The sequence below is a fragment of the Ornithinimicrobium pratense genome, from assembly GCF_008843165.1.
GTDB lineage: Bacteria > Actinomycetota > Actinomycetes > Actinomycetales > Dermatophilaceae > Ornithinicoccus > Ornithinicoccus pratensis.
This window is the reverse complement of record NZ_CP044427.1, coordinates 708,601-723,378: the sequence shown is the minus strand read 5'-3', so window position 1 is coordinate 723,378 and position 14,778 is coordinate 708,601. Positions and strand designations below refer to the sequence as shown.

At 71.3% G+C, this 14,778-nt stretch carries 13 protein-coding genes; 2 read left to right on the top strand and 11 right to left on the bottom strand.

Going from position 1 to position 14,778, the window contains the following annotated elements:
- Positions 1-46: 46 nt before the first annotated feature.
- Both FY030_RS03305 and FY030_RS03300 read right to left on the bottom strand, forming a co-directional pair.
- Entirely contained in the window at positions 47-1,165 is a 1,119-nt protein-coding gene (locus FY030_RS03305; protein WP_158060272.1) for a DNA glycosylase AlkZ-like family protein, read from the bottom strand.
- Positions 1,166-1,228: 63 nt separating this feature from the next.
- A complete protein-coding gene (locus FY030_RS03300) occupies positions 1,229-2,047 on the bottom strand; it encodes an MBL fold metallo-hydrolase (RefSeq protein WP_158060271.1) in 819 nt (272 codons plus the stop codon).
- A 100-nt stretch (positions 2,048-2,147) separates the two neighbouring features.
- Between FY030_RS03300 and FY030_RS03295 the strand changes: the two genes are divergently transcribed.
- The gene (locus FY030_RS03295; protein ID WP_158060270.1) at positions 2,148-2,696 is read left to right on the top strand and encodes a DUF488 domain-containing protein; all 549 of its coding nucleotides are present in this window, start codon (positions 2,148-2,150) and stop codon (positions 2,694-2,696) included.
- A gap of 49 nt (positions 2,697-2,745) precedes the next feature.
- Here FY030_RS03295 and murI read toward each other — a convergent pair whose 3' ends face one another.
- The 3 genes from murI to FY030_RS03280 form a co-directional block, all read right to left on the bottom strand.
- On the bottom strand, positions 2,746-3,564 hold the full coding sequence (murI, locus tag FY030_RS03290) for a glutamate racemase (RefSeq protein WP_158060269.1): 819 nt from the start codon (positions 3,562-3,564) through the stop codon (positions 2,746-2,748).
- A 7-nt stretch (positions 3,565-3,571) separates the two neighbouring features.
- A complete protein-coding gene (locus tag FY030_RS03285; RefSeq protein WP_158060268.1) occupies positions 3,572-4,378 on the bottom strand; it encodes a fumarylacetoacetate hydrolase family protein in 807 nt (268 codons plus the stop codon).
- Positions 4,379-4,538: 160 nt separating this feature from the next.
- Positions 4,539-5,762, bottom strand: coding sequence for an amidohydrolase (locus tag FY030_RS03280; RefSeq protein WP_158060267.1), 1,224 nt, complete (start codon positions 5,760-5,762; stop codon positions 4,539-4,541).
- Positions 5,763-5,883: 121 nt separating this feature from the next.
- On the opposite strand from FY030_RS03280, the gene FY030_RS03275 reads away from it, so the two are divergent.
- Positions 5,884-6,828, top strand: a complete 945-nt coding sequence (locus FY030_RS03275; protein ID WP_238348527.1) for a 3-methyladenine DNA glycosylase — start codon at positions 5,884-5,886, stop codon at positions 6,826-6,828.
- Here the strand turns inward: FY030_RS03275 and FY030_RS03270 are convergent.
- From FY030_RS03270 to FY030_RS03245, 6 genes are all read right to left on the bottom strand, one after another.
- Positions 6,813-7,913: a branched-chain amino acid aminotransferase gene (locus tag FY030_RS03270; RefSeq protein WP_158060266.1), complete on the bottom strand. Its 1,101-nt coding sequence runs from the start codon at positions 7,911-7,913 to the stop codon at positions 6,813-6,815. The genes FY030_RS03275 and FY030_RS03270 overlap by 16 nt on opposite strands.
- A gap of 118 nt (positions 7,914-8,031) precedes the next feature.
- Entirely contained in the window at positions 8,032-8,901 is an 870-nt protein-coding gene (locus tag FY030_RS03265; RefSeq protein ID WP_158060265.1) for a ketol-acid reductoisomerase, read from the bottom strand.
- A gap of 62 nt (positions 8,902-8,963) precedes the next feature.
- On the bottom strand, positions 8,964-9,755 hold the full coding sequence (locus FY030_RS03260; protein ID WP_158062603.1) for an ABC transporter permease: 792 nt from the start codon (positions 9,753-9,755) through the stop codon (positions 8,964-8,966).
- 59 nt (positions 9,756-9,814) lie between these two features.
- Positions 9,815-10,723 (bottom strand): ABC transporter permease, encoded by a 909-nt coding sequence (locus FY030_RS03255; RefSeq protein ID WP_238348526.1) that lies wholly within the window; start codon positions 10,721-10,723, stop codon positions 9,815-9,817.
- The gene (locus FY030_RS03250) at positions 10,716-11,654 is read right to left on the bottom strand and encodes an ABC transporter ATP-binding protein (protein ID WP_158060264.1); all 939 of its coding nucleotides are present in this window, start codon (positions 11,652-11,654) and stop codon (positions 10,716-10,718) included. Before FY030_RS03250 ends, FY030_RS03255 begins: the two co-directional genes overlap by 8 nt.
- A gap of 154 nt (positions 11,655-11,808) precedes the next feature.
- Positions 11,809-14,694, bottom strand: coding sequence for a cell wall-binding repeat-containing protein (locus FY030_RS03245; protein ID WP_192498699.1), 2,886 nt, complete (start codon positions 14,692-14,694; stop codon positions 11,809-11,811).
- Between the last annotated feature and the right edge of the window lie 84 nt (positions 14,695-14,778).

The following is a 14,778-nucleotide window of genomic DNA, read 5'->3' as shown; positions in this document are numbered from 1 at the left end:
CCAGCCTGGACGTTGCCCGGTTCAGCCGTCGCCTCGCAGCACGACGTCACCGGTCCCCGACGACCACGTCCACCTGCAGGTCTGCTCCGAGGAGCTTGGCCAACCGGCCTGCCTCCTGGCGCAACTCATCCCTGGGTGGGGGTCCATCGTCCAGCCAGTGCACCGTGAGCTGGTCCTGCTTGCGCACCCAGGTCCCACGCACCACTCCACCGAGGAGGACCGGGTTGGCCTTGCGGGTCATCAGCTGCCGTCGCGACGCCGGGGTGATGGAGGTCTCCTGGGTCCCGGGCCCGATGACCCACTGGTCGTGGCCGGGCAGGAACCGGACCGCCTCCGACGGTCGCGCCGCCACCAGCGCGTCGAGGTGCTCCCGCACCACATACGCCCTGGTCCCCTCGACGTCGACCTCGACCAGGCGGTCGGCCAGGCTGCCCCACCAGGCGACCAGCCGTCGCCGACCTGCGCTGAGGCCGTCCCCGAGCCAGTAGTGCACGTGGTCGAGGGTGGCCGGGCCATAGGTGCGGAGGTAGGCGGTGATCGCCCCGGGGCCGGCGACGTCCAGGTCGGTGATGCCGCCCCAGCGCGGGTTGGTGTCGAGCCGTTGCAGGGTGAGACGGCCCCCGCGCGGGGGTCCGATGCTGACGTCGCCCTGCCAGGTCAGCGGCTTGATCAGGGTCCCCGCACCCTCCTCGAAGACCGGCCGGAGGTGCCGGTAGTCAGAGTGCCGAGCGACCACCTCACCGAGCTCGGTCACGGTCAACGGCCCGTCTGCCACCGCCTCCCGCACCGCGGCCCGGAAGTGCGGCCACTGGGCCGCAGTGAGCCGGTAGTGCTCGACCCAGCTGCGCAGCTCCCACTGCCGACCCGCCGCACGCACGGCAAGGTAGATCCCGCCTTCCTCCGGCGAGAGGTAGTGGACAGCACCCCGGAACGCGAAGGCCTTGATCACCTCCCCCGTCGCCAGCGCGGCCGCGAGCCCGCCGGGCGGGTCGGTCATGCTCCGGGTGCGCACCGCGAGCTCGGCCAGCCCCTCGTCCATCGAGAGCACGGCGCCGAGACGGCGCACCACGCCAGCCGGCGGCTCGGCGCCGACGGGGTCCAGCAGGTGACGCGACAGCCGCCACGACAGCGCCTGCGCCCACGACACCCGTGCCGTCCCGGTCATCGACTCAGTGTGGCACCGACGGGTGGCGACGGTGCTGATGGCCGGGGCGGGGGGTGTGCGCGGTCACACCCCCGAGGCGGCTCCGACCGTCCCTCTCCCTGGCCCGATCCGGTAGGTCGCACCCGGCCGCACTACGTCTGTCGCGCCGTCCCAGACGTCCCGCGCCTCGCCGAGCACGACCTCCGGCGGGGTCCAGGGCGGCAGGTGGGTGAGCAGTAACCGGCCGACCGGTCCCTGCCCGCCCTGCTGTCCGGCCTCGACCACGGCCTCCGCAGCGCGGCGTCCGGTCAGGTGCAGGCCCCGCGCCTCGTCCCGGCCCTCGACGAAGGCGGCCTCGGCCAGCACCATGTCCGCACCGGCCATCAGCGGCACGAGCCCAGGGCAGGTGTCCGTGTCTCCCGTGTAGGCGAGCACGGCGCCGTCCGCCTCCACCCGCAGCCCGAAGGTGGGGACGGGATGCCGCACCCGGTGGGGCGTGATGCTGAACGGCCCGACGGTGAAGGACTGCCCGTCCGCGAGGGTGCGGAAGGTCATCCCGGTCATCGGCGAGGGCTTGTCCACGCCGTAGGCCCGGGCCATCCGCTCGGCCGTCCCTGCCGGCCCGTAGACGCGCAGGTCGGCGCCGGGCCCGCCGGGCCCGTGGCTGCGCCAGACCTTGAGCGCGGTGAGGTCCAGGCAGTGGTCGGGGTGCAGGTGGGACAGGACCACCGCGTCGAGGGAGTCTGGATCGGTGTGGCGTTGCAGCGCCCCGAACGCCCCTGAGCCGAGGTCGAGCAACACGCGCCAGAGCCGATCCCCGTCGGCGGCGGTGACCAGGTAACAGCTGGCGGGGCTGTCCGGGCCGGGGACGGACCCGCTGCAGCCGACGATGGTGAGGTCCATCCATCCATCGTGCCAAACACCCGCAGGCCCGTGCAGGACTGCGCGACCCACGTCAGCGCATCGCGACGACACACGGCATCCCCGTCCCTAGCATGGCGGCATGCCAGAGCAATCCACTGTGCTGACCGTGGGGCACGGCACGCTGGACCGCCACGGCCTCGGTGACCTGCTGACGCGGGCCGGGGTGGAGCATCTCGTCGACGTCCGCCGCTTCCCCGCCAGCCGGCACAACCCGGACTCGCGCCAGGAGGCGCTCCAGGAGTGGCTCCCGGCGCGCGGCGTCGGCTACCGGTGGGACGAGCGGCTCGGCGGGCGCCGCCGGCTGACCGCCGAGGATGACGCGCAGAGCCCGGACCCCTGGTGGCGGGTCGACCAGTTCCGTGCCTACGCCGCCGGGACCCGCACCCCACCGTTCGCCGCGGCCATGGAGCAACTCCTCGCCGACGCGGCAGCGCGGCGCACGGTCATCATGTGCAGCGAGACGGTCTGGTGGCGGTGCCACCGCCGGATCGTCGCCGATGTCGCCACGCTCCGGTATGACGTCGAGGTCCGCCACCTCATGCACGACGGCCGGCTCACCGACCACCCGGTGAGCGAAGGCGCTCGGTTGACCAGCGACGGTGAAGTGGTGTGGGACAGGGTTGCGTAGTCCGACTCATCCTCGTGGAGCTGCTCGCGGCGACCCGGCGCCACCGACGTCAGACCCGCTCCTCGGCCCGCCCCACGAACGCCTGGTGCACCTGCTCGACCTCGGGGCCCAGGAAGCGCCTGGCCAGGAAGGTGAAGCCGTGCGGGTCGCCGGTCGTCAGCCACTGGTGCGCCGGCTTGTTGTGGCGGGGGGCCAGCAGCCCTCTCTCGGTGAGCACCCGGTAGAGGTCGGCGGCTGTGGCGGCGGCTGAGGAGACGAGCGAGACCTGCTCCCCCAGGACGTACTGCAGCGCCGAGGCCAGCAGGGGGTAGTGCGTGCAGCCCAGGATGAGGGTGTCGATCTCCTGCTCGTGCAGGGGGGCGAGGTAGTCCCGGGCGACCTGGAGCACCTCGGGCCCGCTGGTGATGCCGGCCTCGACCAGCTCCACGAAGCGGGGGCAGGGCTGGGAGAACACCTCGACGTGGGGCGGGGCGGCGACGAAGGAGTCGACGTAGGCACGGGACTGGTGGGTGGCCTGCGTGCAGATCACTCCGATCCGTCCGGACCGGGTCACCGCCACTGCGCGGCGCACGGCCGGCCGGATGACCTCCACGACCGGCACGGCATACCGCTCCCGCGCGTCGGCGAGGACCGCCGCGGAGGCGCTGTTGCAGGCGATGACGAGCGCCTTCACGCCGTGGTCGACGAGCCGGTCCAGGCACTCCAGAGCCAGTTGGCGCACCTCCGCGATCGGCCGCGGTCCGTAGGGGGTGCGGGCGGTGTCACCGAGGTAGAGCACCGACTCCTGCGGGAGCTGGTCGAGGATCTCCCGGGCCACCGTGAGCCCGCCGAAGCCGGAGTCAAAGACCCCGATCGGGGACTGGGGCACGGCCTGCTCAGCCCTCGTCGACAACCGGGTCGGCGCCCGCAGGCTCGGCCGCCACGAACGGGTTGCTCAGCGAGCCGATGCCCTCGGCCGCCACCTCGCAGCGCTGGCCCGCGGTGATCGGGCCGACCCCGGCCGGAGTCCCGGTGAGCAGGATGTCACCAGGGAGGAGGGTGAACGCCGCCGACGCGTGGGCGACGATCTCGCCGATGCCGAAGACCATGTCCGCAGTGGTGCCGTCCTGGCGGGGCTCGCCGTCGACGAAGCTGGTCAGCCGCACGTCGGCGACATCCAGGTCGGTCTCGATCCAGGGCCCGAGCGGGGTGAAGGTGTCCATGCCCTTGGCCCGCGCCCACTGCCCGTCACCGCGCTGCAGGTCTCGCGCGGTGACGTCGTTGGCGACGGTGTAGCCGAAGATCACGCCCGGGGCGTCCTCGACGGCGACGTCCTTGCACATCCGGCCGATGACCACGGCCAGCTCGACTTCGTACGACACCTCGGACACGAAGGAGGGGATGACGACCGGGTCACCGGGACCGCACACCGAGGTGTTGGGGATGAGGAAGAGCATCGGCTGGGTCGGGAGGCCGTTGCCCATCTCCCGGGCGTGGTCAGCGTAGTTGCGCCCGACCGCCACCACCTTGCTGCGCGGTATGACGGGGGCGAGCAGTCGGACGTCGTCGACCTGATGGGTGTGCCCGGTCAGCTCGATGCGGCTGTAGAGGGGGTCCCCGGTGATCTCGGCGATCTTCTCACCGGCCCCGTCCACAAGACCGAACCGCGGGTCGTCACCGGTGGTGAATCGGCAGATACGCATAGGCTCAAGGGTAGGCGCTGCCGCCGAGGGCGGATGACCCGCTCCGCGGCGAGGCAGGAGGAACTGCCCATGCAGGGTCACTGGCTGCGAACGTGGAGATATCCCCTGCGGTCGACCATTGTCCGTGCCCAGGGATCTGGCCAGCGGCTGGTGTCTCCTCTCAGTGCCCGACCCGGCTCAGCAGCACCGCCAGCGCAGCCCGCAGCCCGGTGTCCAGCGTCGGCTGGGCGACGGGGGCGAAGTGCGGGCTGTGATTGCCCGGCACGGGTTGGTCACCTTCGAGCACCTCCCGCGGGTGCCCGCCGTTGAACCAGTAGACGAGCGGCGCCCCGATCGCGCTGGCCAGCACCCCGACGTCCTCGCTGCCGGTCACCGGCTCGACGACCTTCACCTGGTCCTCGCCCAGCTCCGCGCGCAGCACCTGCAGCACCCGCTCGCTCTCCTCCGGGTCGTTGACGCAAGCGGGGAAGCGGTAGAGCTCTTCGATCTGCGCCTCCGGCGCACCGGACGCGAGCACCTCCCCCTCCACGGTGCGCCGGATCCCGGCCAGCACGGTGTCGCGGACCTGGTCTGTGAAGGCCCGCATGTTCAGGCCCAGCACGGCGGTCTGGGGGATGATGTTCTCCTTGGTGCCGGCGTGAAAGGTGCCGACGGTGACCACGGCCACGTCGCGGGGGTTCACGGTGCGGGAGACGACGGACTGCAGCCGGGTCACCAGGTGCGAGCCGAGCACGATCGGGTCGATGGAGTTGTGCGGCTGGGAGCCGTGCGCCTGGCGGCCGCGCAGGGTGATCTGCCACGAGTCGGCCATCGCCATCGCGGTGCCGACCGGCAGCCTGATGGTGCCGGCCAGGTGCGCCATCACGTGCTGGCCGTAGACCGCCTCTGCGCGCGGCGCGCGGTCCCACAGCCCGTCCGCCACCATCGCCGCGGCGCCGGCCGCGGTCTCCTCGCCCGGCTGGAAGACCAGCACGACCGTCCCCGCCCACTCGTCCCGGTGCTCGAGCAGCGCGCGGGTCAGGGCCAGCGCGACCGCGACGTGGGTGTCGTGACCGCACCCGTGCATGACCGGGACCTCCGTCCCGTCCGGCAGCCTTCCGGTCGCCTCGCTGCTCCACTCCAGGCCGGTCTCCTCGGCGATCGGCAGCCCGTCGGTGTCGGCCCGGTAGGCGAGCGTAGGGCCGTCCCCGTTCCGAAGCACTGCCACGACACCCGTTCCCCCGCAACGGAAGTGCTCCACTCCCAACTCGCTCAGCCGCCCTTCGATGAAGCCCGCCGTGCGGTGCTCCTGCATCGACAGCTCCGGGTGGGCGTGCAGGTGCCGATAGTCGGCCTCAAGCTGCGCGCGCAACTCCTCGCTGATCAGGCTCTGGGCTGCTGTCATGGGGCCCAGTCTGCCGCCGGGCCTTCCGGTGCGCCAACCAAGGCCCCTGCACCGGCGGCCGAGTGAGCGTGGGCGTGGGCGTTCGAACCGGCGGTGCTGAAAGCACCTACGCTGGGACGTCGTGCAGGTCCTTCTTCAGTCCGAGTGGCGCCCCCGCGCCGAGCAGCACGCCGCTGCCGTGGAGCAGCTGGCCGCCGACCGCCTCGCCCGCCGGGTCGAGGGCCGCACGCACCCCGTCGACGACTTCCTCTGGGAGTACTACTCCCTGCGCCCCGCCCAGCTCTCCCGCTGGCACCCCGGCCCCGGTCTGGCGCTCGAGGGCGCCAGCGAGCGGGCCGGCTGGAGCGGGTATGCCGTGTCCCCCGCAGACGGCACCGCATACGTGGACGTGGCCGCGGTGCTGACCCGGCGGCGTGGGGCCGTCGACTTCGTCCGGGACCTGCTGCGGGGGACCCTGTCCCGCCCCGGCCGGTTCGGCTGCTTCGGGCTGCACGAGTGGGCGATGGTCTACCGCGCCGATGAGGAGCAGCTCCGGCACCAGAGCTGGCCGCTGCGCCTGGGGGCCGAGGGCACCGACGAGGTCGTGGAGTCCCACCAGGTCGCCTGCTCGCACTTCGACGCCTACCGCTTCTTCACCCCGCAGGCCGCCCCACGCAACACGCTGGCGCCCACCCGTGAGGGCCAGACCGCGACGGAGCAGCCAGGCTGCCTACACGCCGGGATGGACCTCTACAAGTGGTCCTACAAGCTCAGCCCGCTGGTGCCGAGCGAACTGACCCTGCGCGCCTTCGCGCTCGCCCGCGACATCCGTGAGCTGGACATGCGCGCCGCCCCCTACGACCTGCGCGAGCTCGGCTACCAGCCGGTGCGGATCGAGACGCCGCAGGGCAAGGCGGAGTATGTCGAGGCGCAGCGCGCGTTCACCGTGCGCAGCAACGCCCTGCGGCGCGAGCTGCTGGACGTGCTGGAGACGGTCGTCGGCGCCGGGGACACCGCGTTGTCCGACCCGCCCGGCATCCCGGCGGCGGACCCGGCCCAGACGGTCGTTGGTCAGACCAGCTGGTAGAGCCAGCCGTGCCGGTCCTCGGCGCGGCCGTACTGGATGTCGAGCAGCTCTTGGCGCAGCTCCATGGTCAGCGTGTGCTCCTGCGGCATGTCCAGCTCGCCACCGTTCCAGGCCAGCTTGCCGACGGGGGTGATGACCGCGGCGGTGCCGCAGGCGAAGACCTCGGTGATCTCACCGGAAGCCACGCCCTCGCGCCACTCGTCGATGCTGAACCGGCGCTCCTCCACGACGAGGCCGCGTTCGCGGGCCAGGTCCAGGAGGGAGGCGCGGGTGACCCCCGGCAGGATGGTGCCGGACAGCTCCGGGGTGACCACCCGGCCGTCGGCGTAGAGGAAGAACAGGTTCATCCCGCCCAGCTCCTCGACATACCGGTGCTCGACCGCGTCGAGGAAGACCACCTGGTCGCAGCCGTGCTGGATACCCTCGGCCTGGCTCGCCAGGGACGCGGCGTAGTTGCCACCGGTCTTGGCGAAGCCGGTCCCGCCCGGGGCGGCGCGGACGTACTGGTCGCTGACCCAGAGGCTGACCGGCGTGAGCCCGCCGCTGAAGTAGGACCCGGCCGGGGAGGCGATCACGGTGAACAGATAACGGTTGGAGGGGCGGACACCCAGCGCCTCCTCGGTGGCGATCATGAACGGGCGCAGGTAGAGCGAGGTCTCCCCCGTGCCGGCCGGCGGCACCCAGCCCTGGTCGACCTCGACCAACGCCCGGATCGCGTCCAGGAAGATGGTCGGCGGCAGCTCAGGCATCGCCATCCGGCGGGCCGAGGAGTTGAACCGCTCCGCGTTGCGCTCGGGACGGAAGGTCCAGACCGAGCCGTCGTCGTGCCGGTAGGCCTTCATCCCCTCGAAGATCTCCTGGGCGTAGTGAAAGACCGCCGCGGAGGGCTCCAACGGGAGCGGCCCGTAGGGCATCAGGCGCGCGCCGTGCCAGCCCTGCTCGCGGTCCCACTCCACCAGCACCATGTGCTCGGTGAACAAGGAGCCGAACCCTGGGCTTTCCAGCAACTGGGAGATCTCGTCGGCGCTGGTGCGGTCGCTGCGCAGACTGATCTGGAAGGGCGTGGGCGACGACGTCTGGGTCATGGGGGTCAGGTTACCGTCCACGTCATGCTGCACCTCACGGGTGTCGCCGTCACGCGCACGGGGTCAGGCGGGGCCTGCGGTGACTCGGCCAGGAGGTGGCTGTCGGACGGCCTGCCGGTCAGCGGATCCAGCTCATCATCGCCCGGACCCGCTGGCCGACGCGCTCCAGCGGGTGCGCCGCCCGGGCTGCCTCCCGACGGGAGCGGGCACCTTCCCGGAGCTCCTCGCCCGGACGCCCGTCGGGTCCGTGCTGGGCGGCCAGCCCGGCGACGTAGATCTGGTCCACGCGGGTCTTGAGGTCGTGCACGACGGCCAGGTAGGCGACCTCCTCCTCGACGCCCTTCGCCACCAGCTCGTCGAAGGCATCGGTCAGGGACCGGAGCAGCGGCAGATGAACTCGGCGCTCGGCGTGCTCCTGGGCCAGCGCGTGATGCTCGAGGGTGGTGATGACAGCGCCCGAACGCAGCGACCCCATGGCCGCGGCGTAGGCCGTCAGGGTCGCCCAGGCCGCCCCGGACTGGTCCTGGGCCACCGCGACCAGGGCCGGGCAGCCGCGACCGTCGAGGTACTCCTCGCGCACCCGGTCCCCGTCCCCCACAGCGGCCAGCATCACCAGATCGACCCCGTCGGGCACCGGCGGCGGGGCGGTGGCGCCGGTGACGATGACCATGTCACCGGGCTCGGTGTGCCCGGCGAGGAGGACCCGCAGGTCCTGGTCGGACAGGCCAGGGACCACACCGTTCTCCGGGGCGACCAGGACGATATCGCTGGCGTCGAGAGCCTGCGTGGGGGTCAGCACCATCAGTCCGTCGAGCTCGGCCCGGGCCGCGGCCCGGCTGTCCGGGTCGATGCCGACCCGCACGTCCACCCCGCTGTCCCGCAGGTTCAGCGCGTGCGCCGCCGCCATCGCGTCATACCCCAGCACCGCCACCTGGCGGTCCTGGAGCAGGGTCAGGTCGGCGGACTCGGGGTCCAGCAGGCTGCTCACGTCCCCCAGCCTACGAAAGTCGTCGGCGGGCGAACGGATGGGCCATGACCCGGCCCGCGGCGCTACCGCAGGAAGAGGGCCCGCAGGCGGACCGTGGTCAGCCACAGACCCACGACGGTCATGCCCAGGAAGTAGCCGACGTGCACCAGCGTGGCCCCGGTCAGATGGCCGACCGACAGCTGGCGCATCAGCTCCACGCCATGCCACAACGGCATCGCCATGACCAGCCACTGGACCGCCTCGGGATAGACGGTGATGGGGTAGAGGGTGGCCGAGAAGAGAAACATCGGCAGCATGAGAAAGTTGATGAGGTCCATCTGCTGGAAGCTGGTCAGATAGCTGGTGACCGCCATCCCCAGGGCCGCGAAGCCGAAGGCGATCAGCACCGCGACGGGCACCATCGCCAGTGCCCACCACGAGGTGACCAGCCCCATCGCCGCGAGCACCCCGAGGAAGCCCAGGGCGTAGATGAAGCCACGAAAGAGCGCCATGAAGATCTCGCCCAGCGCCACGTCCAGCGGGCCCAGCGAGGTCTGCAGCATCGCCTGGTAGAGCTTGGCGAAGCGCAGCTTGAAGAAGACGTTCCAGGTCGAGTCGTAGATTGCGCCGTTCATCGCCGAGGTCGCCAGCAGCGCCGGGGCGATGTAGGCGGCGTAGGTGATCGGCGCGCCGCCCGGCCCTTCGACCTGGCCGACGAGCATCCCCATGCCCACGCCCATCGCGAGCAGGTAGAAGACCGGCTCGAAGAAACCGGAGACCAGAATCATCCAGTTCTGGTTGCGGATGACGGTGAAGCCCCGCTCCAGGACGGCCCGCACGTTGCCGGAGGACAACGAGGCCAGGCCGGCAGGCATGCGCTGCGTCCGTCCGGCGTGCGCTCCCGCCTCCCCCGTCGTCGGGGTCTGCTGCGTGCTCACGCGCCCAACCTCCGCCGGTAGACGCGGACCCCGGCCAGCAGGCCGCCGACGATGCAGGCCAGCAGGAAGACCAGGTGCACGGCCATCAGCCACGGCTCGACCTCAGCGCCGTAGGACGCGACCCGGGCCAGCTGCGTGCCGTGCCAGACCGGGCTGATCCAGCCGATCCACTGCAGGTAGAGCGGCATCACCGTCAGCGGGAAGAACGTGCCTGCGAAGAGGAACATCGGCATGACGACGAACCGCTGCACGAACGCGAACTGGAAGCCCTCGTCCTTGACCGTGGCGGCATAGGCCTGCAGCAGCGCGCCGAACGCCATGGCCGAGAGCACCCCGATCGGCACGAGGAGCATCGAGGTGAGCACCTGGGTGGAGGCGCCGAAGGCCTGCATGACCGCCCAGAAGACCAACGACTGAAGGGTGAACCGGATGGCGACCGCGGTGAAGTGCCCGACGGCGATCTGTCCAGGTGACACCGGGCTGGCGGCGGGCCCGTAGTAGAGCCGTTGCCACTTGAACCCGCTCATCACCGGATAGGTCATCTCGCCGCTGACCGACATCACCACGGTCGAGACGAGCAGCGCGGGCGCGACGAAGGTGAGGTAGTCGACGTCGTCGACCGTGCCCACGCCGCCGCTGACCAGCGCCGCGAGCCCGATGCCCATGGCGACCAGGTAAAGCAGCGGCTGGCCGATCGCGTAGAAGGTGATCGGCACGGCATACGCGCGCATGCCCCGCAGGTAGGTCTCGGCGTAGTACCACCAGCCGAACCGGCGGGCGTGCTCGGCCATCTGGGTATGCGGCGGGATGCGCCCGGAGTACGCGAGCGTGGTGGCGTCGGGCTCGGGGGTGGTGGCCGCCGCTGCGTCCGGGGCGGTGGGTTCAGTGGGTGGGTGCTCAGTCAACGAGCGACCTCCCGGTCAGCCGGAGGAAGACATCCTCCAGCGAGCTGCGCCGGACCAGCGAGGTCACCGGGTGCAGGTCGCGGCGGCCGATCTCCTCGAGTGCGGCCTCTCCGTCCTTGGTGTAGATCAGGATCCGGTCGGGGAGCACCTCGTTGCGCTCGCCCACACCCTCCAGCCGGTCGACGACCTGGGCGTTGCGTTCGGAGCCGAAGCGGACCTCGACCACCTCGCGGGTGGAGTAGTCGCGGATCAGCTCGCGGGGCGAGCCCTGCGCCATGATCGCGCCGTGGTCGACGACGATGAGCCGATCGCACAGCTGCTCGGCCTCGTCCATGAAGTGAGTGGTCACCACCAGGGTGGTGCCGGCCTCCTTGAGCCGAAAGAGCCGGTCCCAGAGGGTATGCCGCGCCTGCGGGTCCAGACCGGTGGTGGGCTCGTCCAAGAGCAGGATGCGGGGCTCGTTGACCAGCCCGCGGGCGATGGTGAGCCGGCGTTTCATCCCGCCGGAGAGGTTGCCAACCTTCTCTTTGGCCTTGGCCTGCAGCTGGGCGAACTCCAGCAGCTCCTCCGCCTTGGGCACCAGGTAGGAACGCGGCAGGCCGAAGTAGCGGCCGTACATGATGATGTTCTCCCGGACGCGCAGCTCCTCGTCCAGGTTGTCCTGCTGCGGGACGACGCCCAGGTGGGCACGGACCTCCGGTCCATGGGTGCCAGGGTCCAGCCCCAGGACCTGGAGCTGGCCGCCGGACCGGTCCAGCGTGCCGCCGATCATCCGCATCGTGGTGGACTTGCCGGCCCCGTTGGGGCCCAGCAGCCCGAAGCTCTCTCCCGGCTCGACCTCGAAGTCGATGCCGTCCACGGCAGTGAAGTCGCCGTAGGTCTTCCTCAAGCCCCGGGCCCGGATCACCGGCGCCCCGTTCGTCTGCGTCACGGACGAGAACTCTAGGCCTCGGGTCCGACAGACCCAAACCGTTATCCCGCCCTGCAGGGGCGGCCGGCCCGGGCGGGGATGCGGAAGGGCCGGGGCGACATGCGCCCCGGCCCTTCCTCGACTGCTCTAGCGATCAGTCGGTGATGCGCTCAGCTCAGTCGTTCCAGATGTCCTCGATCTGGTTGACGACGTTCTCAGACACCGCGACCTGACCACCAAGGACGACGATGCGCTCGGGGTTGAGGCGCTCGAGCTCGGCAGCCGTGGAGTTCGCCAGGTTGGCCTGACGGGTCAACAGCACCGGAACACCCTCGTGGCCGGCGAGCGCGGAGCCCGCCAGCGCGTCCGGGTAGTTCTCGCCGGAGGCGATGTAGACAACCGGGACATCGGCGTCGTGGATCTGCGAGATCGCCACGGCGGTCCCGTACCGGTTGCCACCGGCGATCCGGGTCACCTCGCCGTACTCGGCCAGCGCCTCCTCGACACCGTCGTTGATGGCCACCGGGCCACCGACGATGACGATGTTGGCCGGGGCCAGGGTCTCCAGGGCCTCGGCGGTCGCGCTGTGAACCTCGTTCGAGCGGGTCAGGAGGACGGGGACGTTCTCCATACCGGCCCGGGCCGCACCGGCCAGGGCATCCGCATAGGCGCGGTCGTCGCCGGAGGCCAGGTAGACAGTGTCGACGTTGTCGAACATCATCGCCAGGTTGGCGGCGGTCTCGTACCGGTTATCACCGGCGACGCGGGAGACCTCGCCGTACTCGGCCAGCTCCTCCTCGACGTCCTCGTTGATCGCCACCGGGCCACCGAGGATGATGATGTTGCTCGGCTCCAGCGCCTCCAGCGCGTCGACCGTGTCGCTCATCAGCTCGTCGTTGCGGGTGAGCAGCACCGGGGCGGGGTCACCGTCCGGGGTGTTCATCACCTGCATGTGGCCCTGGGGGAGCAGACCGCTGGACGCCGGGGCGGACCCGGCGAGCGCGTCGGCGAAGCCCTGCCCAGAGGCGACGTAGACGGTGTCGGCGCCCTCGGGGAACATCTGCGAGACCATCGCGGCGGTCTCGTAGCGGTCATCGCCACCAACCCGGTCGATCTCCGGGCCGGGCTCGGGCTCGGTGTCGTCCGCGACCTCGCCGCGGGCGACCACCGGGATCTCGACGACGGTCTCGCCGGCGGTCCAGGTGATGTCACCCTCCTGCCAGGCGTCGACAGCCGCACCGGTGTTGGCCACCGTGATGGTGACCTCGGCGGAGCCGCCGGCGGGCACGGTGACGCTGGCCGGGCTGACCTCGACGTGCAGGGTCTCCGGGCCCGCGTAGGCCGCGGTGAAGGTGGCCTCGGCGTCACCGGGGTTGGTGACGGTGCGGGTCACGGTCGTCGCGGTGGTGCCCAGCGCCGGGATGACGACGTAGGCGGCGTTCAGCTCGTGGCCGCTGGCCGGGTCGGCCAGGAAGGCGTCCCAGTCGGCCTCGGTCGAGTCGAAGACCAGGCCGGGGGCCAGGAAGTTGCGCGGCTCCACGAAGCCCGTGCCACCCTCGAACGCGGCGTTGCTCGCAGCGTCGGTGTAGTCACGCGCGGAGGTCTGCAGCGCAGACTTGACCGCCATCGGAGACCAGGCCGGGTTTTCCCCCGCGAGGAGGGCGCCCAGACCGGCCACGTGCGGGCTGGCCATGGAGGTGCCGCTCAGTTCACCGAACCGCGGACCGCCTTCGGAGCTGTAGGCCGCCAGCACGTCGACGCCGGGGGCGCCCAGGTCCGGCTTGAGGATCGTCTGCTCCGCCGCGTTTGGCACGGCGACCGGGCCGGGGTTGGAGAAGGGTGCGATCGACGGGGCGTCCGCAGCCTTGTGGGTGGCGGCGCCGACCGTGGTCATCCACGGGCCGATGTGGTTGGCGGTGCCGCCTTCCTCGCCCTCGTTGCCCGAGGCCGCGGCGACGAAGACGCCAGCGGCGGCGGCGTTCTTGAACGCCATGTCGACCGGGTTCTCGTAAGTGGTGGGGTCACCGCTGATCGAGAAGTTCAGCACGTCGACCCCGTCGGCCAGCGCCGTGTCGATGGCGTCGATGGAGTCGGCGTCGAAGCAGCCGTTGACGTTCTGGCCCTGGTTGACGAAGTCCCAGCAGACCTTGTAGCTGGCCAGGTGGGCACCCGGTGCCATGCCGGCGATGTCGAACTCCTGGCCGCCGCCGGTCAGCGTGACCTCACGACCGACAGCGGTGCCGGCCACGTGGCTGCCGTGGCCGTCGTTGTCGACCGGGTTCACGGCCTCAGTGGGCTCGAAACCGGCGGCGCGAATACCGTCGGCGTGGTAGGTCGCGCCGACGATCTTGCCGTTGCAGGCGTCGGCCGGCAGGCCGCCGTCCTCGCCCGGCTCGCACTCGCCGGTCCAGCCCTCCGGCGCGGACGGCATGCCGTCACCGCTGAAGGAGGGGTTGTCGTAGGCGATGCCGGTGTCGATGACGCCGACGACCAGACCCTGACCGGCCGCCATCGGCCCGCCGATCTGGTCCCAGACGCCGCCCTCACCGCGCAGCCCCAGGAAGTCCGGGGATACGTCGGTGGTGGGCACGTTCACGCCGTCGGGCAGCTCGTAGGTCTCGCCCGCGGTCAGGGTGCGCATCGTGCTGGGCGTGATCGAGACCACGTCGCCACGGGCCGCCAGGGCGGCGGCCTGCTCGCTGGTGAGATTCGCGGAGAAGCCGTTGAGCGCGACGGTGTAGTTGTGGGTCGCCTCGGCCTCGACGGAAGCGAGGGCCGCAGCCTGCTGGGAGAGCAGGCGCTCGGTGTGCGAGAGTGCGGCCGCGGAGGTGGTGTCCACCTTCGACGTTGCCGAGCCGGCCGTAGCCGGGAAGGTGGCGAGCGGCTGGTCCGCCAGAACGACGATGTAGCTGCCGTCCTCGAAGGCGTCGTTCGCGGTGATCGGTGCGGCGGGTGCCGCTCCGCCAACCGCGTGCGCGGCCGGCAGGACGCCGGCGACCAGGCTGAGCCCGGCCGCGAGCGCAAGGGCGCGGGAGACGCCCTTCTTCTTCTGATGCTGCACTGTTGTACCCCGTTCAGTGTCGTTGCGCCACCGGGAGCGAATCATCTCGCCTTGGCGCTGGTGAAGGATCGCGACGGCCCCCGT